We start from the raw sequence: 23101 nt of genomic DNA on the forward strand, positions 1-23101 counted from the left end.
ATTTTATGAATTTAAACTCAGTCATTCAATTACATCAAAAAGGTCAGTTTGATCTAGCTGAGAAACACTATAAGAAATTACTTAAGATTAATAAAAATAATATTGATTTATTATTTTTATTAGGTTTACTTTATGCACAAACAAATAAAACAAATAGTGCAATTATTCAATTTGAGAAAGTACTATCAATTGAATTAGATCATTTACCTTCTCTATATAATTTGTCCATAGCATATATTGAAAATGGCAAGCCAGAATTTGCGATAAAAAATTTAAGTAAGTGCATAGATTTAGACGGCGAAAATCATAAAAATTATCTAGCAAGAGCAGATGCATACATTAAGATCGGAAAATTCTTAAATGCAAAATCTGATGTTGAAAAATCTATTAGTATTAGCCCACTTGATTTCAGCAATTATACAAAGCGAGCATATATTTACGAGCAAGAGGGTAAATATCTTGAAGCAATTAAAGATTTAAAAACTGTACTGGTAAGCGAATTAAATTTGGATGAATTAAATTTTAATATTGGAAATCTATATGCAAAAATTAATGATCATAGTGAAGCAATTTCCCACTACCTAACAGCAATAGATCAAAATAATATTAAGCCTGAATTCTATTTAAATTTAGCGAATTCATATGCTGCTGTAAAGAATTTTAAAATGGCAATTCAAAATTATCGAAAAGCATATGACTTAAATAGTAATTTAAAATATTTAAAGTCCTCATATACCTCATGTGCACTTTCTACATGCTCGTGGGATGATTTTAGTAAATTTTCTGAAAAATATGAGCAGGACATGATTGCTGGATTTGATGCCCCGATATTTCCATCAGAGTGTTTAATTTATATTAATGATCCAGAAATTCAAAGAATAATTACGAGTAAATGGCTAGCTTCAAAAAATATAATAGCTGAATCAAGTTTTAAGCTAGCAACAGTATCAAAAGATAAAATTAGTGTTGGGTATTTTTCTGGTGACTTTAGAAACCATGCAGTAACACATCTTATTTCAAATTTAATCGAACTTCATGATCGTTCTAGGTTTAATATCTACGGATTTTCATATGGAGAAAATACTAATGATATTTATCAGCAACGAATTTTTTCTGCATTTGATGGTATTTTTGATATAAAAAATCTTAATGATTTTGAAGTTATAGATTTAACTAGAAACCTGAAAATCGATATTGCTATTGATCTTTCTGTTTTCACAATTCCAAATAGACACGAACTCTTTATCAAGCGAGTTGCGCCGATTCAAATCAATTATTTAGGCTACCCGGGAACATCATGTATTCCAAATATGGATTACATCATTGCAGATCCGTTTTTAATTCCGAATGAATTACAAAAATTTTACAGTGAAAAGATCATATATCTTCCCGAAACCTATCAACCAAATGATAGCGCTAGAGAGATTAATTATTCTAACTTTGATCGCAAATATTATGGTTTACCAAGCGAAGCAATAGTGTATTGTTGCTTCAATCAGACTACTAAAATATCGAAAACTCTATTCAAAGTATGGATGGAAATTTTAGATAGTGTTGATAATTCAGTGCTATGGCTTTTATGTACAGATGACTTTACTAAATACAATTTGTTATGCGAGGCAAATAAAAATAATATTAATCCAAATCGTTTGATTTTTGCTGAATTTTGTGATCATAAACAACATCTAGAGCGATATAAAATGGCTGATCTTTTTCTAGATACTTACCCATATAACGCTCATACAACTGCCAGCGATTCATTGTGGAACGGTATACCTGTGATAAGTTTATATGGTAATACTTTTGCCAGTAGGGTTGGTTTGAGCTTACTGAACGCCGTTGATTTACCCTTTCTTGCAGTAAATACCCTTTTAGAATATAAAAATTTGGCTATTAGCTTGGGTAAAAATCCCAACACCTTAACCGATCTTAAGAGAAAGCTAATTCATGTTCGGGAAGAGTCAAAACTATTTGATACTAAAAATTATGTAAAGTCAATTGAGCGTGCTTTTGAAATTGCTGTTAGTCGCTTTGATAGTAACGAGGAAAAGGATCATATATATATTAATAAATTAATAAATTAAGTTTTTATCCTTACTTTCCGTTAAATAAAAAATTGCCACAATACTTGCAATCGCTAAAAAGATAGTTGGATACCAAAGCCCTGCAAGCTGACTCGCAAATTCCTTATTCAGCCAGGTCACAATTAACGGCAGCAGTCCCCCAATCCATCCAGCTGCTAGGTTATGTGGTAATGTTGCTGCACTATTGCGTGTTCTTGCTGGAAACAGCTCTGCTAAAAGTGCTGTTTGAGGACCCACAACTAATGCAAGCGGTATTGCGAGTGCAATTAGAGTAGCGCTCATTAGAAAATAATCAGGGGCGCTTTGCATTGATAGGCTTTGCAGAAATTGATAGGCGGGCTGAATTAGTATTGTTCCGAGCAATAGCCCCGTAATTACCACAGGTCGCCTCCCAATCTTGTCCGAGAGTGCTCCTGCAATAATCACCATCGGAAAGAGGCCGAGTGTTGCGGTGATGGTGAGGGTATCTACAATTTGCGAACTCATTTGTAAGGCAGATTTCATGAAGATGCCGGTGTAGACCTGTACACAGAAAAAGAGCACGGATCCACCGGATGAGATACAAAAAAACAACAGAAACATTTGTTTACGAGTTTCTTTATCTTTAAAGTTATCGCGCAGTGGCGATTTAGCAAGTTCGCCTTTAGCTAGCATCGCTTTAAAAATCGGTGTTTCTTCAAGGGTCATCCGAACCTTTAGTGCAACTAGCAGAAGAACAATGGAGAACCAGAAAGGCACACGCCAGCCCCATTCTTTGAAACTCTCTGGATCCAAATAGTGATTGAGTAACACCAATTGTAGGATTGAGGCCAGCATACCAAGTGGCCCCATAAGCTGTAAGACACTTGTTTTAAGCCCGCGGTTTGTAATGCCCGCATGCTCAGTGAGGTAAATGGCACTTCCACCAATTTCTCCGCCGGCAGATAGGCCTTGAAGAAGTCGTAGGCTTACCAAGCAAATGGGTGCCCAAATCCCGATTTGCTCATAGGTGGGTAAAAATCCCACGGCAAAGGTAGCTCCGCCCATTAGCGTAATCGTGATCAGAAAGACCGGCCGACGCCCAATGCGATCACCGAGAGAGCCAAAGAATGCAGCACCCAAGGGTCTAACCACCATACCAGCCCCAAAGGTTGCAAGGCTGGCTAAGAGACCTGTCACTGGGTCGGAGCTTGGAAAAAAGAGTGGGGCAAAGGCCACTGCCAGGGTGGCAAAGGTGAGGAAGTCGTACCACTCTAGAAAGGTGCCAAAACAGGCAGCGGTGGCGATTTTAGGATAAGAAGGGTTGGTTTGTGGGGGATTTGGCACAGGAGATTTATTATAAATAATTGATTTAATTGAATATTTTATTCAATACCTGAGTATTTTGTTGCATTGCACACATATTTATTGCATAGCAGCAAAAAATTGGGTATAGTTTCATGGTGCAGTGCAATATTGAACAAATTAACTTATTGGAGAGTACACCATGAATCAAGATCAAGTCGCAGCAAAATTGTCGCAAATCCAGAGCAAGAACCTCGAGACCGTATTTTCATTGAGCGAAGCTGCTCTTGAGAATGCTCAAAAACTCGTTGAACTAAATTACGATGCTTCTAAAGCTGCGTTGTCAAATGCTCAAGAGAACATCCAGCAAGTATTGAGTGCAAAAGATCCCAAGCAAGTAACCGAACTTTTGCAAGCCGATACTTTGCAAGACGTTGGCAACCAAGCCATTGCTCATCAGCGCAAAGTAACTAAAGTATTGCGTGAGAGCGGTAAAGAGTTTGCTGATGTCGTAGAAGCTAGCATTGAGCAAGCTCAAGCTGGTATGCAAGATTGGGTAAATACCTTGGCTGCAAATGCACCTGCTGGTTCGGATGTGTTTGTATCTGCATTCAAAACCTCGATGAACTCAGTGATGCAAGGTATTGAGCAGTTCCGTGAGGCTAGCAAAGATGCATTGGCTACCGTTGAGAAATCGGCTGACCAAGCATTTGAAGCATTCCAAGGCCAATTGGCTCAAGTGAAAAAAGCGGCTGCCCCTGCAAAGGTTCGTAAAGCTGCTTAATTCGTAATTCGTTGTTCATAATGACCCGCTCCTAGTGAGCGGGTTTTTTATTGGCGATTCAGTAAAAGGGATAGCCATTTTTGACCAATTGATTCAGGATTAAATCGATCAACATACAGTGATTGGGCTGATGTGGTTAGATTCGAAAAATTTAGTGGCATATCAACCATCTTAGAAAATAAAGGGCCCCGTATATCTACATAACTATCTGAAAACTCTTGATAGGATGGTAGATGATCAGCGGCGGTTGGAAGACCCAAGGCAAATGAAGTAATAAGCCGATTCGAACTTATGCCAAGTTTTCTGGTATTAAAAAGGTCAGATGGAATAATTGAGAAGTCAGCGATACGCGCAGCATTAAGCATTGATTCTACTGACCAAAGGCCCAAACGAATTTGGTTGCGATTAATAAACTTAAGAGAGCTTTGAGAAAAAATATTGAGACCATTTTCATTTGATAAAACAATCAGATTACAACCAGAGATTAAGAATTCTGATGAGTTTATAAAATCAATAAGAAATTTAACATTAGAAGCGTGGCCAAACCATAATGCAGTAGACTGGCTGGAAACTAGCTTCGTTTTTACAGATTGAGAAGTAATTTCAATTGAATCTTCAATTACGATTATTGGGCCGTGATAGTGAGCCCGTAATAGCTTAGCCATAAATTCAGAAGGAACAATGCAGCAATCAGTCAAACTAAGAGCGCTTTGATAAAAAAAAGTCATAGGCGTATTGAAGCCAAGATGGTGATCTGTATAGTCAAGGTAAATAGATACACCCCTGGATTTTGCTTCTGCAAGCTGGGCCAACCACTTGTTGCTCCTCGAATCAATATCTGCTGAGGTACCAATTTTGCCGACAATGATTGCATTAGCATTAATATTGACGCGTTCTCCGATGGTAAAAGAATAATCGGATTTTCGTAGAGCTTCGGCACATGGATATGCTCTTAGTCTTATACTTGCTAAATGAGATTTATTTAAGTCGAAGTAATTGCTAATTGGAATAAGAAGGTGATTATTTAGCATTAACTAATTTGTAAGCAATTTTTCCAGCACGAGAATTACTATTTAGCCTAATTTCTTTTCTAAGTTTGTAAAAGGCTTGTAAAAAAATTTGATCGCCAGAATTACAAAATTTTTCTTTCATAAGGTCTAAAGAGGTTAGAAGTCGACGTGTACGATAATCATTTTCAAAAAAATCAAGGGTGATGGGGCCATTAATCCCAATTTCTGGTGTTATAACTTTAAATCTATGACGCGATAAAATAATCGAGGATAACCGTTCTTGAATAAAAACTTTGAGTGCAATATTTGATGCACCTCTATGCATGGTTGCATTATTAACCTCTAAATTATCTTTTGCATAGGTATAAAACTTATTTGCTAAATCAAGCCAACTTTTCCAATAAATCGGCTTTGCAATTATATAGTTGCTAAATACAGATGACATTGAATGGGTTACCAAGTCACTTAGATTTAAATCAAAATTAATTGAATTTAAAAATTTTTGGGTATTTTTGATAATTCCTGGGTGGTGGCATTCGCCCTGTTCAAATGGATTAATAAAGAAAGCAATTTGATCCCATCGAATAGACAATAATACAATGTCAATCTGACTACTATGGGAATTAATTAAATCAATTACATGCTCAGAGGAAATGTTTGTTTTATTGTAAAAATTGGCGATAGAAATCCATAAAATGTATCATCATCTAAAAGGTTAGACAAAAGATAATTTCTAATTGGCGAAAATTCGAACCAATCAGATTCTGGGTTAAGAGTATTATCCAACGGTAGAAATCCTGGATCAAGTCTACTCTTTGATGCATCGTCATAGAATATTTGATAAATTCTTATTTTTTCATTCATCTGTTTCTAGATTAAGCAAATTACTATTTAAAGATTTACTTGGTTTTATTCCCAATATTTTTACTTTCTCTGCTGTATTAATCAAATTCCCTTTACCCGATTTAAGTTTATTAAAGGCATCATGATAACTGGATTGAGCTTGGTCTAAACGTTTGCCGATTTGCTCAAGGTCTTCCACAAAGCCTACAAACTTGTCATAGAGGTTGGCGCACTGACGGGCGATCTCCATGGCATTTTTATTCTGTTGATCCTGTCTCCATAAGTGGGCAACCGTTCGCAAGGTGGCCATGAGAGTGCTGGGGCATACCAAGACAATATTTTTACTGAGCGCCTCTTGATAAAGATTGGGCGCTGATTTAAGAGCGCTTAAAAATGCCGGCTCAATGGGAATAAACATTAATACAAAGTCCACACTGGCGATATCCGCAATCCCGGCATAGTTCTTACCAGATAGACCTTGAATGTGTTGCCGAATCGATTGAATGTGAGCCAGCAGCTCCTTATCGGCTTCATCCGTACTGGCTGCCTCAGTATGTCTGGCATAGGCTGTGATGGATACTTTGCTATCGATTACGAGGTGGCGACCCTCTGGCAACTTAATAATGACATCGGGTTGTAAGCGGCTACCATCGGCTTGAGTATGGCGATCTTGAACTAGATACTCTTCGCCTTTACGTAAGCCCGAAGACTCCAGGATGGATTCCAGAACCAGTTCTCCCCAGTTGCCTTGGATCTTGGAGTCGCCCTTTAGTGCATTGGTAAGCGATCGTGCCTCATCCGACATCTTGAGGTTGAGATTAGCTAGACGCTCAATCTCGTGCTTGAGAGCAAAGCGTTCCCTCGATTCTTTTTCGTAGGAGTTGCTCACTTGTTCCTTGAACTCGGTGAGCTTAGTTTGTAGAGGCTTTAGCAAAAGATCGAGCTGCTGGGCATTTTGCTCCGTGAACTTCTTAGTTTTATCTTCCAAAATCTCATTGGCGAGATTCTTAAACTGATTGGTGAGCGCCTCCTTGGTCTCATTTAATGAATCAATCCGATGTTGAACTTGCTTACGCTCTGAATCCAATTCAGCTTCTAGGCGAATGGCGCGCTGGAGGGCTCGATCACGCTCCACCCTAATGTGCTCTAACTGGGTGGTTAGCTCCGCAATAGCGCCTTGCTGTTGATTCTGATTGGATCGAAGAATAGCAACATACATTCCAAGGCCGATGGCAATGCCAAGGGCAACAATGGTAATCAGGGTAGGAAGGTCTGTCATGGGCTTAGTCTACTGCAGACCAAGCCCACCGAGTGAGCTTTTGAGGAGGGGGCTTGCGATCAAAGACCGAGGAGTTTTTTGAGTTCGCCGCTCTGGTACATCTCGGTCATGATGTCTGAACCACCAATGAACTCGCCATTGACATAGAGCTGAGGGATGGTTGGCCAGTTTGCATACTCTTTAATGCCCTGACGAATGGCTTCATCATCAAAGACATTGACGGTATGCAAGGTCTCTAGGCCACAGGCACGTAAGATATTCACGGCATTCCCTGAGAAGCCGCATTGCGGGAACTGTGCGGTACCCTTCATAAACAGGACCACGGGATGGCTGGTCACAATTTCTTTGATCTTGGCTTGGGTATCACTCATATTGATGAAATCCTTTCATAAACGAACTGGTTTTTGTTTTGATTTTTACTTGACAGCTATTTTATGACCGATTAAAGAGTAGGGTTTTATTTTCTGGCCTGCGTGACTCGTAAATGCCCCGCTAGATCGGCAAGAGCGCCAACATCATGAAAGGCATGGCTTTCCAGAAGCGTTGCAACCGTAGCCGCCTGATCATAGCCATGCTCGATGGCAATCAGGCCACCAGGCTTTAAGTAATGATGGGCATGACTCACAATCTCCCGAATGCAAGACAGGCCATCGCCATCATCACTGAGCGCCGATCTGGGCTCATAGCGTAGATCGCCCTCGTGTAAATGGGGGTCGTCCTTTTGAATGTAGGGAGGATTACTGACGATCACGTCACATGAGGTTTGGTATCGATCGGGTATTGCGTCATACCAATTGCTTTGCAAAAACTCGACTATATGATTAAGCCCCAAGGCTTTGGCGTTCTCTCGCGCGAGTTCAATCGCATCACTCGATTGATCAACCCCTAGAATGCCTAGATTGATCGACGCTTTACTGATGGCGCATTCATGGGCAATCGCTAGAGCAATTGCTCCAGAGCCCGTTCCCAAATCCAGAATCTGAATGACCTGATTAGGAACTTTCGCATGAATACGCTGCATTTCTTCTAGTGCAAGATCCACCAAGAGCTCAGTCTCTGGGCGGGGGATTAATACCGCTTCGTTGACCTTGAGTTCAATCCCATGAAAACCTTTCCTTCCTGTGAGGTAAGCCACGGGCACCCCAGATGCGCGCTGGGCTTCTAGAGATTGCCAGGCGATGAGAAGTTCATTGGGGAGGGATTCTTGATCTCTAGAAATCAGTGCTGAGCGCGGCCAACCTAAATGTTTGTCAAGCAAATACGCCAGTAGCGCCTTGGCATCGGTTTTATTGAGTCTAGTGCTCTCGAGAAGAGCGGCAATCGTGTTGGCCATGATGCGGATTACGCATCGCCCATAGCGGCTAACAGTTCAGCTTGATGCTCTGCTGCGAGAGCATTTAATAGATCGCCAATATCACCATCCATCATGGCGTCAATTTTGTAGAGGGTTAGATTGATGCGGTGATCGGTAATTCGGCCCTGGGGAAAGTTGTAGGTACGAATTCGGTCACTGCGATCACCAGTACCCACTAAGGATTTGCGGGTTTGGGCTTGTTCTTGCTGCTGCGCATGCCGTTGGGCATCCATGATGCGTGAGACCAGGACCTTCATCGCTTGATCTTTATTGCGATGTTGGCTGCGATCGTCTTGGCACTCCACCACTATTCCGGTGGGAAGGTGAGTGATCCGTACTGCGGAGTCTGTTTTATTAATGTGTTGACCGCCGGCACCCGATGCCCGAAAGGTGTCGATGCGGATCTCGGCTGGATTAATCTTGACGCTCTCGATTTCATCCACTTCGGGCATGACCGCAACCGTGCAGGCCGATGTATGAATCCGTCCCTGAGTCTCAGTTTGCGGGACGCGCTGTACCCGATGGCCACCTGACTCAAACTTCATCTTGGCATAGACATCATTACCAGCTAAGCGCACGATCACCTCTTTATAGCCCCCAAGATCAGACTCAGCTTGACTGACAATCTCGGTTTTCCAGCCTTGACGTTCAGCATAGCGGGTATACATTCGTAGTAGATCAGCAGCAAACAACGCACTTTCATCACCGCCAGTTCCCGCTCGAATCTCTAAAAAGATATTGCGCCCATCGTCTTCGTCTTTGGGCAGCAAAAGGGTTTGCAGGCTTTTCTCAAGCTCGGCCATGCGCGCTTGTGCATCTTTTTCTTCTTCGTCGGCAAAGTCCTTCATTTCAGGGTCAAGGCGCATTTCGCTCGCAGCCTTTGCATCAGACTCCGCTTTTTTGTAAAGCCCAAATTGCTCCACCACCGTTGAAATATCGGCATGCTCGCGCGTGAGTTTGCGATAGACATCCATATCCTTGGCGGAGTCTTCTTGCATCAAAATGGTATTGAGTTCAGCCAAACGGGCATCCAGATGCTCCAGCTTGGCACGCATGCTGGATTTCATCTAATGGCTATCGGAGGGATTATTTTTATCGTTGGAGTGAGTAGCAAATAACTTGGGTAGTAATTTGAGCAAAGCATCACGCTCCGAACCGCTGGCGTGCTGCAGAGCATGCAAAGAGCCGTGCAAAAACTTATTGGTAAGGCCCTGAGCCATAGCATTTAAAACCTCTTGCGGATCATCGCCGCGAACTAGGCGTCTGAGTGCGCGCTCTAGTTCAATTTGACGCAGGCGATCGCCTTGCTGTTGAATATCCTGGATTAAAGGTACGGCATTGCGGCCTTGTAACCAATGCATGAAATTACTAACACGCTCTTCAATGATGATCTCGGCTTGGCTCACTGCGGCCTGACGTAAATTGGCACCAGCCTGGGCCATAGTGCCTAAGTCATCGACCGTATAGAGATACACATCATTTAAGCGAGCAATCTCGGGCTCAAAGTCACGCGGCACTGCCAGATCAATCATGACCATGGGTTTGCGTCGTCTGAGCTTTAGGGCACTCTCTACCATCCCTAAGCCAATGATGGGTAGTGGACTAGCGGTCGACGAGACAATGATGTCAAACTCATGTAAGCGTGTTGGCAGGTCATTGAGACGAAAGGACTCTGCTTCAATGTTTTGGGCTGAGATCGAGTCGGCTAGTTCTTGACCACGCTCTACGGTACGATTTGCAATCGCTGCACCACGGGGTTTGCGAGCAACGAAGTGGGTGGCGCATAAGGTAATCATTTCACCGGCACCAATGAACAGAATTTTCTGCTCGCCAATCGACGCAAAGATGCGCTCGGCTAAGCGAACCGATGCGGCAGCCATTGAGATGGAGTGTGCACCAATCTCAGTTGAACCGCGCACCTCTTTAGCAACCGAGAAGGTTTTTTGAAAGAGTTGATTGAGATAGGTTCCTAAGGCGCCAGCTTCATTGGCGGTGCGAACCGCATCTTTCATCTGGCCTAAGATTTGGGTCTCACCAATCACCATTGAATCTAAACCACAGGCTACCCGAAACGCATGACGAACTGCATCGGATTGCGGCAGGGTATAGATATGGGGTTGTAAAACGCTGGGCGCTAGATTTTGGCTTTTGGCTAACCAATCAAACGTTGCCTCATGAAACTCACCCTCGGAGGCAGGATCATTAGCAGCACAGTAGAGTTCGGTTCGATTGCAGGTCGAAAGAATGGTTGCCTCAGGCATGCCGCCACGATTAACGCCACCCAAATGGGAGCGTAGGTCGGATAATGCGTCAAGCAGACCCTCGGGATCAAAAGCCACTTTTTCCCGAACGGCAACTGGCGCTGTGTGATGGTTAATACCCAAAGTCAACAGCTTCATATTGATAATTATAGGTTTCTTGGGGCTAATAGGGGCGTTTTGAATGGGGTTTTTGGCTTATTTACTACTTGGAAGCCTGATGGGTTGGGCTGCTGCCCATTATTTTCCTGGGTTTTCCCCTAGAAATAAGGGAGCTAAACGAGCCAGGCGAAGCAAGGCTACTTACCTTTGGAGTATGTTCTTTGGGATTCTTGGGGCTGTCTTTGCAAGCTACGGGGGTCAAGCTGCGGGACTATTTACGGCCGGGCAAATGCTCGAGTGGGGTAGTGCGATTGTGTGGGGATTTTTATTGCCCCAAGTCTACCTTTTATCCGTGCGAGCTTAATTTGAACTCTTGTTCACCGAACTTTGTCCAAGCAATTGGATTTTTCTGATGCGTTGTTAAATACGCATTTGCTTTCGTAAAGTGCCCAGAACTTTTTTGGTCCCCAGGGTAGATAAATGGTTGCGCTGTTTTATAGACTCCAAGGCCTGAGGGGTGGGAGGATTTTAGGATGAGCTGTTGATCGGGATTGTGAATATATTCTTCCATGGACTGCGCATGTCCACCCCAAAGCATCCAAACGAGATTGGGTTGTTGTGAGAGTTTTTGAATGATTTCAATCACGAAAGGTTTCCATCCCAATTGCGCATGCGAGTTCGCCTCACCCAGTCGAACGGAGAGCGCAGTGTTTAATAACAATACCCCTTGATTAGCCCAGTGAGTTAAATCGCCACTCCTGAGCGATCCAAGACCTTCCAGTACTAATGCTTTATTGATATTGCGTAATGAGCTCGGAAATTGTTTTGACTGCAGTGGAATATTCTTGGGGACTGAAAATGCTAAGCCTTGCGCCAGTCCTAGCGAGTGGTAGGGATCTTGTCCCAAAATGACAACCTTTACTTGATTGACTGGTGTGAGATGCATGGCATTGAAGATACGCTCTCGATCCGGTCGAATCGCATCACGGTGTTGTTGGTATTCGATAGCAAATTTTTTAGATAGGGAGCGCCAATCGTTTGACTGCAGATAGTTACTGAGAAGGGATTGCCAATCATCAGGGATGAACTGCTTGAGATCCATGCTGATAGAGAAAGACTACTTTTTAGATTGCTTGAGCTCATATTGAGCTGGATAGTCGAGCTTTAAGGCAGTGCTAGCTTGATGCTCTTTATCTTGTCGGAAAAAATGGAAAGTAATTTTTTTACTGTTCACAAGACTTCCGAGCACTTGATCCATTCTCGTGTTGGTGATCCGTTGCAGATTGATACTGCTAATCAGATCGTTTGGGGCCAGCCCCGCTATTTGCGCCAATCCACCATCAAGCACATGCGTCACCTTGATCCAGCCGCTGCTATCGGTATAGCGCATCCCAAGCGCTAGTTTGATGGCTTCAGTAAAGTTCGCTTGCTTTTGAGGGACTTCGACATTGGCAATCTGAGGTAACCAAATCTGCAAGGGAAGGTCCTGCGTACCATCAATATAGTCGCGCTTAAAGCGCTGCCAAATCTTGTTAAAGCCAATTCCTATGGTTGAATTAATGGCCAGATCTAGAGCGTATTGATTAATCCCAGTTCCAGTTTTGCCATGTTCTTTCCATAAAAAGCGCATGACATCATCCAGCGATTGTTGATCGTTTGAAAATTGCCGAATTTGTAAATCCAGACCCAGAGCAATCAATGATCCCTTGGCGTAATAACTCACTACTGCATTGGGGGTGTTCTCATCCATCTGGTAATACTTGGTCCAAGCATCAAAGGAGCTATCCGCTACGCTTTGCTTGGTTCTGCCAGGATTACGTAATACCCCATTCCAATTACTGCCCACAAGCTCTAAATAGCGCTCCATGGTGATGCATGCACTACGTACCAATTGCAGATCGTCGTAGTAACTGGTAAATCCTTCAAATAGCCACAACAGTCGGGTGTGATTACGTTCATTGAGACGGTATGGCTGAAAGGCCTTCGCCTGAATACGTTTGACGAGCCAGGCATGGAAATACTCATGACTACATAGCCCTAAAAACTCTTCATACGATTTTTTTGGTCTTTGAGTACTGTGATCACCGTAGGGTAGTTGATCACGTTTACACAGGAGCGCCGTGCTGTCGCAATGCTCAAGTCCACCATAGCCATCGAGAGCCGCATTAACGATAAATAGATATTGCTTAAATGGGGCTTTGGGTTTACGTGGTTCAAATAAGCGAATCGTGGCATCACAGATTCGTTGAAGATCATCAGCAAGCTTTTTTTTATCAAGCAGTTGGGATTGCTCACTCGTTAGCCCTTGAATAACCATGCGATGAGGAGTGCCAAAGGATTGCCACTCAATCGTCTCAAATTGTCCGAGTGCGACCGGATGATCAATCAGATCTGCATAGTCCTTGGCCATATAAAAGCCAAAACTGCTCGCATCCGTTTTGACCTGGCGCAACGTGGTTTGCACTTGCCAGTGCTTGTTGGTCTGAGCGTGTGGCGGGGCAATAGCGAGTGAACAGGGTAAGTGGGCCTGACCCTCAACAGCGAGACAGAGACTAGTGGGATTAAAAAACCCACGTTCTTGATCGAGATAAGCAGTACGTACGGATTGATCAAAAGCATATATCGTGGTGACGATCTCGCAAGCCCCGGTTCCCTTGGGAATACGCCAGCGATCATTATCGAGACGCTCCAAGGCAATCTTTTTCTTTGCCTCAGCCTGGTTTTTGGGGAGAGTAAACGCGGTGATGGACTCGATATGCTTACTAAAGTCTCGAATCAAGTAGCTCCCCGGAATCCATGCGGGCATATGCACAACTTGCCCTTGAGGATTTGGATGGTGAATGATGAGCGAGACGGTAAAGCGATGACCATGAAGGTCATCAGGCCAAACCATATACTGAATTGCTGGTGTGGAATCTAAAGCCATCATCAATTATTTCAAAGAGGCGAGTTTCTTCTCGATATCAGAGAGCTGCACGGCTCCTGGGAAACGACTGCCATCGGCAAAGAAAATGGTTGGGGTGCCATTGACCCCATAGGTCTTGGCTAACGCAGCATTTTTATCGATTGGATTTGTGCAATCTGATTTGCCACTTGGCGTAATGTTGCCTAGCATCCAATCGTTCCATGCTTTTTGTTGATCAGCAGCACACCAAATTTGTTTAGATTTCAGTGCTGAGTCGGCCGACAAGATGGGAATCAGGTAGTTGTAGATGGTGACGTTATCGAGCTGTTGTAGGGTTTTTTCTAAACGCTTGCAATAACCACAATTGGGATCGGAGAACACAGCAATTTGACGACTCCCATTGCCCCGCACAATTTTAATGGCATTGGCTTGAGGAAGCTCAGACCATTTGATGCGATTGATATCCTCTTGACGTTTAGCAGTTAAATTTGTCCCCGTGGCAAGTTCAATCATCTCGCCTTGGATTAAATATTTAGCCTTACTATCGGTGTAAAAAATTTCATTATTGACTTGTACTTCAAATAATCCTGGGATTACCGATGGCGTGACATTACGGACATTGGCCGAAGTACCTAAGCGCTTTTGCAATTCAGCACGAATTTGTTTCTCTGACGTGGCATCGGCCGAACCAAAAAAACTGAGTAAGACGATCGCAAGTCCAAATTGGTAAATGAATTTACCCATGCAGTTGTTCTCCTAGTGCGCGCTCAATCAGTTGGCGCTTGATGATGTGACTTCGATTAACCATTCCTAAGCCCCAGTTGCGTAATCCCTTTTCAATCGGACTTTGTGCTGCAAACAGTTTCTTTAAGCGATCGGTTAGCCATAAAAGCGAGGAGGTGTCGCCTTCACGCTCGCGCTCATAGCGACGCAGAAGAATGCGATCATCCACTTCCCGATACGACTCTTTGTGCTTCATGATGTCAAGTAGGCTTGCCACATCCCGTAAACCCAGATTGAGTCCCTGACCAGCCAATGGATGCATCACGTGCGCAGAATCACCAACCAAGATTAATTTAGGATCGTAGTCTGGGCCAATCAGACGGTGCGCCTTGATGCGTCGCAGAGGAAAGCTTGCTGGTATGGATTGCAGTTGCAGTTCACCGAGTTGATCATGAACTTCCTGACCAAAAAGGTTTGACCAAGCTTTGGTATCCAGTTGTAGTAAATGTTTGGCATGCTCATTTTGTGTTGACCACACCATTGAAACCTGTTGGTGTGGCAAGGGAAGCATGGCTAAGATGTCGCCATTGGGCAAGAACCATTGGTAGGCGGTCTCACGATGGGCAATCGAGCAGGTAAAGTTGGCAACCACTGCATGTTGATCATAGGAATGTTGATCGATTTCAATTCCAACCGATTGGCGTAAAGGGGAGTTCGCACCATCGGCTGCGATCACCAGCCTGGCTTGGATGGTTTGACCATTGCTCAATGAAAGGGTGGGTGATGTGTTTGGCTCAAACCGAACCTCGTCAACACTGGCCTCGATGCTGTGTAGGTTCTTACTGAACCGCATCGCTTGGGTTAGTGTGGCTTCAATCAAATCGGATTCGGCAATCCAAGCAAGCTCTGGGCGACCGGCTTCAAAGGCCGAGAAATGAAGTTGATCATGCTTTTGCCCACGATCGCCATAAATTCGCATATCGCGTACCGCTTGGATGCGAGTCTGATCTAACCCATCCCAAATATTTAACTCTGATAACAGATGTTTAGTGCTCGGTGAGAGTGCATAGATTCGTTGCCCAAAGGAGGGCACAAGAGTGATCGTCTGGAGTAAATCAGGTGCAATTTGAATCACTGAGTAGCCCAGTTGCGCCATGGCAAGTGCGCTTGCCTTACCCACAATACCTCCCCCAACGACTGCGAAGTCGAATTGGGTATTGGTGTGCTGGGCAGAATTAGCGGTACTTTGGGAACGCATACCAAGATGATAGCGAATCAAGCGCATTTACAATGGGAGGATGTCACTCAAATGCGGAATCGTTGGCTTACCGAATGTAGGCAAATCCACCCTGTTTAATGCCCTCACCAAGGCAGGTATTGCAGCCGAAAATTATCCGTTTTGCACCATTGAGCCCAATGTGGGTATGGTCGAGGTCCCGGATCCGCGTTTAGCTGCTTTAGCACAGATTGTGAGCCCTGAGCGAGTTGTGCCCGCCACGGTTGAGTTTGTAGATATTGCTGGATTGGTGGCTGGCGCTTCCAAAGGGGAGGGGCTGGGTAATCAATTTTTGGCCAATATTCGGGAGACCGATGCGATTACTCACGTCGTACGTTGTTTTGAAGATGCCAATGTGGTTCATGTTAGCGGCAAAGTCGACCCGATTGCGGATATTGGAGTGATTGATACTGAACTCGCTTTAGCCGATTTAGGTACGGTTGAGAAAGCCCTGCAGCGTTACTCGAAGGCGGCTAAATCGGTAAACGATAAAGAGGCCGCGGCCTTGGTTGCGGTGCTCACCAAGGTTCAAGCACAGCTAGATCAAGCCCTGCCGGTACGTGCCATGAGTCTCAGTAAGGAAGAGTTAGTTTTGCTTAAGCCATTTTGCTTAATTACGGCAAAGCCGGCGATGTATGTGGCGAACGTAAAAGAAGATGGATTTGAGAACAACCCCCATCTTGAGGCGGTCAAGCAGCATGCAGCCAAAGAAAAGGCCCCGGTCGTTGCGGTATGTGCAGCTATTGAAGCGGAGATTGCCGATTTAGAGGATGCCGATAAGGTCGAGTTCTTGGCTGATCTGGGGATGAGTGAGCCCGGACTTAATCGGGTGATCCGGGCGGGCTATAGCTTATTAGGTCTACAAACTTACTTCACCGCCGGTGTGAAAGAGGTGCGTGCTTGGACCATTCATATTGGCGACACGGCGCCACAGGCTGCAGGAGTAATTCATACGGATTTCGAGCGCGGCTTCATTCGAGCACAAACCATTGCTTACGATGATTACATTCAATACAAAGGTGAGCAGGGCGCGAAGGAGGCGGGCAAGATGCGTGCTGAAGGTAAGGAATACATCGTTAAAGATGGCGATGTCTTGAACTTCTTATTTAACGTCTAACTCAAGCAAATAATGCTGCAAGTGCCTTGCCTGGGTGCTCAGCACGCATAAAGGCTTCGCCAATTAAAAATGCGTTAACCCCAGCTCCTTGCATCAGCTTGACATCGTTGGCATTGAGAATCCCGGACTCCGTGATGACGAGTTTGTCTTTGGGAATGGCTGGTAGTAGATCAATGGTGGTTTGTAAGCTCACCTCAAAGGTTTTGAGATTGCGGTTATTGATACCCAGTAGGGGTGTTTGCAGTTCAAGGGCGGCTTCTAATTCCTCCCCATCATGAACTTCCACCAATACATCAAGCTGGTTCTCGATCGCACACGCCTCTAGTTCTAGCATTTGTGATAACTCAAGTGCCGCGACAATTAACAGGATTGCATCAGCACCCATAGCACGCGCTTCATAGACCTGATAAGGGTCAATAATGAAGTCTTTGCGAATTACTGGCAAGGAGCAGGCGGCTCGCGCTTCCTTGAGATACTGGGGCGAGCCCATGAAGTAATCCCGATCGGTGAGAACCGATAAGCAGGTCGCGCCATGCGCGGCATAACTTTGGGCAATGTCATGTGGCACAAAGTGCTCACGAAGCACCCCCTTACTGGGGCTCGCTTTCTTGATTTCAGCAATGATGCCGGGTTTGTGATTGCTGACAGAGCTTATCAGTGCTTGGGCAAAGCCACGCACCTTTGTATTTGGATTGGAATTGGCTTGCAGGGCCTCTTTTAGGATCTCACCACTAGAGATCAAGCGTTGTGCAGCCACAATCTCATGACGCTTGGTCTCCAGAATACGACTCAGAATATCCCTCATGAGGCAAGGCTTTGCGTTAAGGCAATAAATGCTTCGAGCTTCTGTTTAGCTTTACCCGAAGTTATTGTGCTGCTAGCCAGTTGTACGCCCTCTGCAATCGACTTGCTAACATTAGCAGCATAAAGCGTTGCACCGGCATTGAGGCACACAACATCGCGCGCTGGTCCCGATTGATTGTTCATGATGTTCAAAATGATGGCTTTGGATTCTTGTGCATCGGCGACCTTTAGATTTTCCATTGAAGCATTGGCGATTCCAAAATCACTCGGCTTAATTTCATATTGACTGATTTGTCCGTTGCGCAGTTCGGCGACTATGGTGGGGCCCGATAGCGTGATCTCATCTAAGCCATCATTGCCGTGGACCACTAAGGCATGCTCGGCCCCTATCAGTTGCAAGACTTTTGCTTGGGTAGCCACTAGCTCCGGATGAAATACGCCCATCAGAATATTCGGTGCTTTGGCGGGATTGGTGAGGGGTCCCAAAATATTAAAGATGGTACGCACCCCGAGGTCCTTGCGCACTGGGACTACGTTTTTCATGGCAGGGTGATGGTTGGGGGCAAACATAAAGCCAATACCAAGTTGCTCAATGCATTGACTCACCGCAGTAGCACTCAGATTTAGTTTGACCCCAAGCGCTTCCAAAACATCGGCGCTGCCTGATTTACTACTAACACTGCGGTTGCCGTGCTTCGCAATCTTGGCACCTGCCGCAGATGCAACAAACATCGATGCCGTAGAAATATTAAAGGTATGGGCGCCATCGCCGCCGGTACCGACCACATCGACCAGATGGGTCTTATCGTTCACATTCACTGCAGTAGCAAAATCTCGCATCACGGTCGCAGCCGCAGCAATTTCTGTGGGCGTTTCTTTTTTACTACGAAGGGCTACCAAGAGAGCAGCGACCATCGGGCCTGGCAGTTCACCACCCATGATGGCGCGCATGATCTGCACCATTTCGGCTTCGGGTAATTCTTTGCCGTCAATCAAGTATTGCAGCGTTTGAGATGGGGTCATAGCCATTTTTTATTTCATCGCTAAAAAGTTTTTCAGGAGGGCGTGACCATGCTCGGAAAGAATCGACTCCGGATGAAATTGAACACCCTCCACGCACAACTCCTGATGACGCACACCCATAATTTCCCCATCGGCGGTTTGCGCGGTAATGGTTAAGCAACTGGGTAGATTTTCTTGATTAATGGCTAGCGAGTGGTAGCGCGTAACTCGAAATGATTTCGGAAGATTTTGAAATACACCTTCATTCGTATGCGTGATTTCATCAGTTTTGCCGTGCATCACCTTCTTTGCGCGAATGACCTCGCCTCCAAAGGCCTCGCCAATCGCTTGATGCCCAAGGCATACGCCCAGAATCGGGATTTTGCCTGCATAGATCTTGATGCTATCAACCGAGATCCCTGCTTCCTTTGGGCTGCATGGTCCTGGGGAAATGCAAATTCGATCTGGATTGATTTTGGCGATATCGGCAACGCTGATTTCATCATTGCGCATGACTTTCACGTCTTCGCCAAGCTCGGCAAAGTATTGCACCAAGTTATAAGTGAAGGAGTCGTAGTTATCAATCATTAAGAGCATCGTTATGCTCCTTTGGAAGATTCGGTTAATTCAGCGGCTGCCAATACTGCTTTTGCTTTCGCTTCGGTTTCTTTCCATTCGGAGCTAGGATCCGAATCGGCCACAACACCTGCGCCCGCTTGAGAATGCAACATACCGTCCTTAATCACGCCGGTGCGGATCACAATCGCCACATCCATATCCCCAGAGAAGGAAAGATAACCCGCAGCACCGCCATAAATGCCACGCTTGGTAATTTCCATTTCATCAATAATTTCCATCGCCCTAATTTTGGGGGCGCCCGATAAGGTGCCGGCAGGGAAGGTGGCGCGTAAGACGTCCATATTGCTCATATTGTCCTTGAGCTCCCCTTCGACCGAACTAACGATGTGTTGCACGTGGGAATACTTTTCAATCACCATCGAATCAGTGACCTTGACACTACCCGTCTTAGCAATGCGTCCGACATCATTACGGGCGAGATCAATCAGCATTACATGCTCAGCGATTTCTTTGGGATCCGCCAGTAACTCTTTAGCAAGTTGTGCATCCTCCTCAGGTGTCGCACCGCGGCGACGAGTCCCGGCTAAGGGCCGAATCGTGACCATCTTGCGCCCCTCACGTTTTTCTTGGCGCACCAAGATCTCGGGGGATGACCCCACAATTTGCATATCCCCAAAGTCATAAAAATACATATAAGGGGAGGGGTTAAGTGAGCGCAATGCGCGGTAGAGTTGTAGTGGCGGCTCAGTGAAGCTTCGGCTAATGCGCTGGCCAATCACAACCTGCATGCAATCACCCGCGAGGATATAGTCCTTGGTGCGACGTACTGCGTCTTCAAAATCACTCGCCTTGAATTTACGAATAGGTTCGGGGTGTGGCTTGGATGCTTGTTCCTCAGGCATCTGAACCGAGACTGTCAGTGTGGCTTGCAAACTTTGTAGCCGTTTCATGCCACTCTCATAAGCGCCAGGATCATTGGGATCCACATACACAATGAAATAGATCTTGCCAGCAACATTGTCAACAACCGCCAGTTCTTCGGTGAGCATTAGCTGAATGTCAGGCACACCGATTTCATCGGGTAAAGAGTGAACAGCGAGGCGCTTTTCAATATAGCGAACCGTGTCATAGGCGAAGTAACCGGCCAATCCACCACAAAAACGCGGTAAGTTGGGTTGTGGAGCGACCTTAAAGCGTTTGATGTAAGTGTCAATAAAGTCAAGCGGATTATCGTGATTGCGCTCAATCACTGTACCGTCATGAACGATCTCATTAATGGGCTTGGTAGGCGTGCCAACGGTTCGCAAAATAGTGCGCGCTGGGAGACCAATGATCGAATAGCGTCCAAAGCGCTCACCACCATAAACGGACTCCAAAAGAAAGGTATTTTTCTGACCGGACTTCTGAGTTAACTTCAAGTACAGCGACAGGGGGGTCTCGAGATCGGCAAGTGATTCTGCAACCAGAGCTACTCGGTTGTATCCCTGCTTCGCGATTTCTTGTAACTCAGTCATGTTCATGATGCGAGGTCTTTTCTAGAATGATTTAAGACCCAATCGCTTTACGCATGGCAGTAATGACTTCGCCGTAGTTTGGCTTGCTAAAGATCGCTGAGCCGGCGACGAAGGTATCGGCTCCAGCCTTGGCAACGCTAGCAATATTGTCAATCTTGATCCCACCGTCAACTTCAAGACGAATGGAGCGACCACTGGTTTCTTGATAGCGATCGAGCATCTTACGGACCTGTTCGATCTTAGTGAGAGTGCTGGGAATGAAGGATTGGCCCCCAAAGCCTGGGTTAACTGACATCAGGAGCACCAAATCAATTTGATCCAGGGCGTGGTCTAGGTGATGGATCGGGGTGGCAGGGTTGAGGACGAGCCCAGCCTGGCAACCATGATCTTTAATGAGGGAGAGGGTGCGATGCACATGTGCGCTCGCCTCAGGGTGAAAGCTAATTAGATTGGCTCCTGCTTTGGCAAAATCCGGAACAATCCGATCAACTGGCTCAATCATGAGGTGGACATCGATTATGGCCGGTTTACCGTTTTTGATCGCATGGGGACGAATTGCCTCGCAAACCAAGGGTCCAACCGTTAAATTAGGCACATAGTGGTTATCCATCACGTCAAAATGAATCCAATCGGCCCCGGCATCCAAGACGGCCTTCACTTCTTCGCCCAATTTGGCAAAGTCGGCTGACAGAATCGAAGGGGCAATGATGGCGGAATTAGGGCTCATTTGAGTGCTTTTTTGTCATTCATACCTAGATTCTATCTTGCGAACGGGGTTGGGATGGCGCAGAATGCTCCTCATGAATCCACCTGAAATTACCGTTAACGTCCGCCCCCAGTACCTTCCCGAGCAATCAGATCCCGATAATCAGCAATACGCGTTTGCCTATACCGTTACGATTCGTAATACTGGAACGGCCAGTGTTCAGCTGATTGCTCGCCATTGGTTCATTACCGATGGCGAGGGTGAGGTTCAGGAAGTGAAGGGTTTAGGGGTGGTTGGCCAGCAGCCACTGTTACGTGCTGGCGAGCATTTTGAGTACACGAGTTGGGCGACTCTCCCCACCCCAGCCGGTACGATGCGTGGGGAATATTTTTGCGTCACCGAGGATGCCCAGTTTTTTCAGGCAACCATCCCAGAGTTTGCCCTGGTGATGCCAAGAACCTTGCACTGAATAGGGCTATTAGGGAGTTTTGGCAGGGATTCTCGTTAAGATGGAAACGCTTTATCTAAATCAAAAACCAAATTGATTAAAGGAAAAAATATGAAGCAATTTTCATGGTCTAGTGCTTTAGGCATTATCACTTTGCTTGCCAGTAGTTTATTGATTTCGCCAGTAGCAATCGCTCAGCAAAGCACACTCGATAAGATGAAATCAACCGGTGTGGTAACTATGGGCGTACGCGAGTCATCTGGCGCCCTCTCGTATACCTTGGGAGATGGGAAATATGCTGGCTTCCATGTGGAAATTTGCAATACCGTATTGCGTGATATACAAAAGCAACTGAATTTAAAGACACTGGATATCAAATATACTCCGGTGACTTCACAAAATCGTATCCCTTTGTTACAAAATGGTACGGTTGATATTGAGTGCGGATCTACAACGAATAACGCTACCCGTCAAAAAGATGTGGCTTTTGCAGTAACTACCTATGTTGAGGAAATTCGCATTGCGGTCAAGGCCAACTCTGGAATTACCTCACTAAATCAGTTAAACGGCAAGAAAGTAGCCACAACCACAGGCACTACGTCCGTACAGCTCTTGCGTAAACATGAAAAGGCGACTGGGGTGAACTTTGAAGAAGTGTTTGGTAAAGACCATGCGGATAGTTTCCTCTTATTGGAATCGGGGCGCGCCGATGCATTTGTGATGGACGGCTCAATCTTGGCCGGTAATATCGCGAATGCAAAGAATCCCGGCGATTACCGAATTGTGGGAGAGGTAATAGCGGTTGAACCGATTGCCATCATGATGCGTAAAGATGATCCAGGGTTTAAGAAAGCAGTGGACGATAACCTCAAGCGCATGATGAAAGACGGGACCCTTACTAAACTTTGGGATAAGTGGTTTTTACAACCCATTCCTCCCAAGAATGCGCGTGTTGGTTTGGCCTTATCTGAAAGTACCAAGCAAGCATGGGCCAATCCAAACGATAAGCCTGCGGAAGATTATCAGAAGAAGTAATTTAGAAGGTTCATG

Annotated in this window: 23 protein-coding genes; 6 read left to right on the top strand and 17 right to left on the bottom strand. The window is 45.2% G+C overall.

The genetic code is table 11. The features are described from left to right. Positions 1 to 5 precede the first annotated feature (5 nt). Positions 6 to 2084, top strand: coding sequence for a tetratricopeptide repeat protein (locus ICV32_RS00670; RefSeq protein WP_215370966.1), 2079 nt, complete (start codon positions 6 to 8; stop codon positions 2082 to 2084). Here ICV32_RS00670 and ICV32_RS00675 read toward each other — a convergent pair. Beyond that, positions 2073 to 3389, bottom strand: coding sequence for an MFS transporter (locus tag ICV32_RS00675; RefSeq protein ID WP_215370970.1), 1317 nt, complete (start codon positions 3387 to 3389; stop codon positions 2073 to 2075). The genes ICV32_RS00670 and ICV32_RS00675 overlap by 12 nt on opposite strands. Before the next feature lie 160 nt (positions 3390 to 3549). Between ICV32_RS00675 and ICV32_RS00680 the strand changes: the two genes are divergently transcribed. Continuing rightward, positions 3550 to 4131 carry a phasin family protein gene (locus tag ICV32_RS00680; RefSeq protein ID WP_215370973.1) on the top strand — a complete coding sequence of 194 codons (582 nt, stop codon included), beginning with the start codon at positions 3550 to 3552 and terminating at the stop codon, positions 4129 to 4131. Between the two features lie 47 nt (positions 4132 to 4178). On the opposite strand, the gene ICV32_RS00685 is transcribed toward ICV32_RS00680, so the two are convergent. The 7 genes from ICV32_RS00685 to hemA form a co-directional block, all read right to left on the bottom strand. Next, complete coding sequence (locus tag ICV32_RS00685) at positions 4179 to 5162, bottom strand: hypothetical protein (protein ID WP_215370976.1); 984 nt, start codon at positions 5160 to 5162, stop codon at positions 4179 to 4181. Then, positions 5152 to 5733, bottom strand: a complete 582-nt coding sequence (locus tag ICV32_RS00690) for a hypothetical protein (protein WP_215370979.1) — start codon at positions 5731 to 5733, stop codon at positions 5152 to 5154. Before ICV32_RS00690 ends, ICV32_RS00685 begins: the two co-directional genes overlap by 11 nt. 264 nt (positions 5734 to 5997) lie before the next feature. Further along, a complete protein-coding gene (rmuC, locus tag ICV32_RS00695) occupies positions 5998 to 7263 on the bottom strand; it encodes a DNA recombination protein RmuC (protein ID WP_215370982.1) in 1266 nt (421 codons plus the stop codon). A gap of 59 nt (positions 7264 to 7322) precedes the next feature. Next, on the bottom strand, positions 7323 to 7634 hold the full coding sequence (grxD, locus tag ICV32_RS00700; protein WP_108507666.1) for a Grx4 family monothiol glutaredoxin: 312 nt from the start codon (positions 7632 to 7634) through the stop codon (positions 7323 to 7325). Positions 7635 to 7720: 86 nt separating this feature from the next. Continuing rightward, positions 7721 to 8596: a peptide chain release factor N(5)-glutamine methyltransferase gene (gene prmC, locus ICV32_RS00705; protein WP_215370984.1), complete on the bottom strand. Its 876-nt coding sequence runs from the start codon at positions 8594 to 8596 to the stop codon at positions 7721 to 7723. 8 nt (positions 8597 to 8604) lie between these two features. After that, entirely contained in the window at positions 8605 to 9684 is a 1080-nt protein-coding gene (prfA, locus tag ICV32_RS00710) for a peptide chain release factor 1 (protein ID WP_215370987.1), read from the bottom strand. Next, positions 9685 to 11016, bottom strand: a complete 1332-nt coding sequence (hemA, locus tag ICV32_RS00715; RefSeq protein ID WP_215370990.1) for a glutamyl-tRNA reductase — start codon at positions 11014 to 11016, stop codon at positions 9685 to 9687. A 52-nt stretch (positions 11017 to 11068) separates the two neighbouring features. Between hemA and ICV32_RS00720 the strand changes: the two genes are divergently transcribed. Then, a complete protein-coding gene (locus ICV32_RS00720) occupies positions 11069 to 11341 on the top strand; it encodes a hypothetical protein (protein ID WP_215370992.1) in 273 nt (90 codons plus the stop codon). Here the strand turns inward: ICV32_RS00720 and ICV32_RS00725 are convergent. From ICV32_RS00725 to ICV32_RS00740, 4 genes are read right to left on the bottom strand one after another with little or no spacing between them, the layout of a single operon-like run. Continuing rightward, a complete protein-coding gene (locus ICV32_RS00725; protein WP_215370995.1) occupies positions 11324 to 12079 on the bottom strand; it encodes a uracil-DNA glycosylase in 756 nt (251 codons plus the stop codon). The genes ICV32_RS00720 and ICV32_RS00725 overlap by 18 nt on opposite strands. A 15-nt stretch (positions 12080 to 12094) precedes the next feature. Then, positions 12095 to 13906: a M61 family metallopeptidase gene (locus tag ICV32_RS00730; protein ID WP_251371875.1), complete on the bottom strand. Its 1812-nt coding sequence runs from the start codon at positions 13904 to 13906 to the stop codon at positions 12095 to 12097. A 3-nt stretch (positions 13907 to 13909) separates the two neighbouring features. Beyond that, positions 13910 to 14626, bottom strand: coding sequence for a DsbC family protein (locus ICV32_RS00735; RefSeq protein WP_215370998.1), 717 nt, complete (start codon positions 14624 to 14626; stop codon positions 13910 to 13912). Continuing rightward, positions 14619 to 15890 carry an FAD-dependent monooxygenase gene (locus ICV32_RS00740; RefSeq protein WP_251371876.1) on the bottom strand — a complete coding sequence of 424 codons (1272 nt, stop codon included), beginning with the start codon at positions 15888 to 15890 and terminating at the stop codon, positions 14619 to 14621. Before ICV32_RS00740 ends, ICV32_RS00735 begins: the two co-directional genes overlap by 8 nt. A gap of 13 nt (positions 15891 to 15903) precedes the next feature. Here ICV32_RS00740 and ychF point away from each other — a divergent pair, with 13 nt between their 5' ends. Then, positions 15904 to 16998 carry a redox-regulated ATPase YchF gene (ychF, locus tag ICV32_RS00745; RefSeq protein ID WP_215371001.1) on the top strand — a complete coding sequence of 365 codons (1095 nt, stop codon included), beginning with the start codon at positions 15904 to 15906 and terminating at the stop codon, positions 16996 to 16998. A gap of 1 nt (position 16999) precedes the next feature. On the opposite strand, the gene trpC is transcribed toward ychF, so the two are convergent. From trpC to rpe, 5 genes are read right to left on the bottom strand one after another with little or no spacing between them, the layout of a single operon-like run. Then, a complete protein-coding gene (trpC, locus tag ICV32_RS00750; RefSeq protein WP_215371004.1) occupies positions 17000 to 17803 on the bottom strand; it encodes an indole-3-glycerol phosphate synthase TrpC in 804 nt (267 codons plus the stop codon). Then, positions 17800 to 18831: an anthranilate phosphoribosyltransferase gene (trpD, locus tag ICV32_RS00755; protein ID WP_215371007.1), complete on the bottom strand. Its 1032-nt coding sequence runs from the start codon at positions 18829 to 18831 to the stop codon at positions 17800 to 17802. Before trpD ends, trpC begins: the two co-directional genes overlap by 4 nt. Positions 18832 to 18834: 3 nt before the next feature. Further along, the gene (locus ICV32_RS00760; RefSeq protein WP_215371010.1) at positions 18835 to 19401 is read right to left on the bottom strand and encodes an aminodeoxychorismate/anthranilate synthase component II; all 567 of its coding nucleotides are present in this window, start codon (positions 19399 to 19401) and stop codon (positions 18835 to 18837) included. Between the two features lie 2 nt (positions 19402 to 19403). Beyond that, a complete protein-coding gene (gene trpE / locus ICV32_RS00765) occupies positions 19404 to 20897 on the bottom strand; it encodes an anthranilate synthase component I (protein WP_215372448.1) in 1494 nt (497 codons plus the stop codon). A 31-nt stretch (positions 20898 to 20928) separates the two neighbouring features. Next, a complete protein-coding gene (rpe, locus tag ICV32_RS00770) occupies positions 20929 to 21624 on the bottom strand; it encodes a ribulose-phosphate 3-epimerase (protein WP_215371013.1) in 696 nt (231 codons plus the stop codon). Between the two features lie 73 nt (positions 21625 to 21697). Between rpe and apaG the strand changes: the two genes are divergently transcribed. Both apaG and ICV32_RS00780 read left to right on the top strand, forming a co-directional pair. Then, a complete protein-coding gene (gene apaG, locus ICV32_RS00775) occupies positions 21698 to 22072 on the top strand; it encodes a Co2+/Mg2+ efflux protein ApaG (protein ID WP_215371016.1) in 375 nt (124 codons plus the stop codon). 90 nt (positions 22073 to 22162) lie between these two features. Then, positions 22163 to 23086: an amino acid ABC transporter substrate-binding protein gene (locus ICV32_RS00780; protein ID WP_215371019.1), complete on the top strand. Its 924-nt coding sequence runs from the start codon at positions 22163 to 22165 to the stop codon at positions 23084 to 23086. The last annotated feature ends 15 nt before the right edge of the window (positions 23087 to 23101 follow it).

It is taken from the genome of Polynucleobacter sp. MWH-UH24A, from assembly GCF_018687475.1.
In the GTDB taxonomy this organism is placed as follows: Bacteria; Pseudomonadota; Gammaproteobacteria; order Burkholderiales; family Burkholderiaceae; genus Polynucleobacter.

What these genes read in the sequence shown, in the direction of transcription:
- ICV32_RS00735 (WP_215370998.1), bottom strand. Translation starts at nt 14,626, where the DNA reads ATGGGTAAATTCATTTACCAATTTGGACTTGCGATCGTCTTACTCAGT.
- grxD (WP_108507666.1), bottom strand. Translation starts at nt 7,634, where the DNA reads ATGAGTGATACCCAAGCCAAGATCAAAGAAATTGTGACCAGCCATCCC.
- prfA (WP_215370987.1), bottom strand. Translation starts at nt 9,684, where the DNA reads ATGAAATCCAGCATGCGTGCCAAGCTGGAGCATCTGGATGCCCGTTTG.
- rpe (WP_215371013.1), bottom strand. Translation starts at nt 21,624, where the DNA reads ATGAGCCCTAATTCCGCCATCATTGCCCCTTCGATTCTGTCAGCCGAC.
- ICV32_RS00725 (WP_215370995.1), bottom strand. Translation starts at nt 12,079, where the DNA reads ATGGATCTCAAGCAGTTCATCCCTGATGATTGGCAATCCCTTCTCAGT.
- ICV32_RS00740 (WP_251371876.1), bottom strand. Translation starts at nt 15,890, where the DNA reads ATGCGCTTGATTCGCTATCATCTTGGTATGCGTTCCCAAAGTACCGCT.
- trpC (WP_215371004.1), bottom strand. Translation starts at nt 17,803, where the DNA reads ATGAGGGATATTCTGAGTCGTATTCTGGAGACCAAGCGTCATGAGATT.
- ICV32_RS00680 (WP_215370973.1), top strand. Translation starts at nt 3,550, where the DNA reads ATGAATCAAGATCAAGTCGCAGCAAAATTGTCGCAAATCCAGAGCAAG.
- ychF (WP_215371001.1), top strand. Translation starts at nt 15,904, where the DNA reads ATGTCACTCAAATGCGGAATCGTTGGCTTACCGAATGTAGGCAAATCC.
- ICV32_RS00730 (WP_251371875.1), bottom strand. Translation starts at nt 13,906, where the DNA reads ATGATGGCTTTAGATTCCACACCAGCAATTCAGTATATGGTTTGGCCT.
- trpE (WP_215372448.1), bottom strand. Translation starts at nt 20,897, where the DNA reads ATGACTGAGTTACAAGAAATCGCGAAGCAGGGATACAACCGAGTAGCT.
- hemA (WP_215370990.1), bottom strand. Translation starts at nt 11,016, where the DNA reads ATGAAGCTGTTGACTTTGGGTATTAACCATCACACAGCGCCAGTTGCC.
- prmC (WP_215370984.1), bottom strand. Translation starts at nt 8,596, where the DNA reads ATGGCCAACACGATTGCCGCTCTTCTCGAGAGCACTAGACTCAATAAA.
- rmuC (WP_215370982.1), bottom strand. Translation starts at nt 7,263, where the DNA reads ATGACAGACCTTCCTACCCTGATTACCATTGTTGCCCTTGGCATTGCC.
- apaG (WP_215371016.1), top strand. Translation starts at nt 21,698, where the DNA reads ATGAATCCACCTGAAATTACCGTTAACGTCCGCCCCCAGTACCTTCCC.
- ICV32_RS00670 (WP_215370966.1), top strand. Translation starts at nt 6, where the DNA reads ATGAATTTAAACTCAGTCATTCAATTACATCAAAAAGGTCAGTTTGAT.
- ICV32_RS00760 (WP_215371010.1), bottom strand. Translation starts at nt 19,401, where the DNA reads ATGCTCTTAATGATTGATAACTACGACTCCTTCACTTATAACTTGGTG.
- ICV32_RS00780 (WP_215371019.1), top strand. Translation starts at nt 22,163, where the DNA reads ATGAAGCAATTTTCATGGTCTAGTGCTTTAGGCATTATCACTTTGCTT.
- trpD (WP_215371007.1), bottom strand. Translation starts at nt 18,831, where the DNA reads ATGGCTATGACCCCATCTCAAACGCTGCAATACTTGATTGACGGCAAA.
- ICV32_RS00685 (WP_215370976.1), bottom strand. Translation starts at nt 5,162, where the DNA reads ATGCTAAATAATCACCTTCTTATTCCAATTAGCAATTACTTCGACTTA.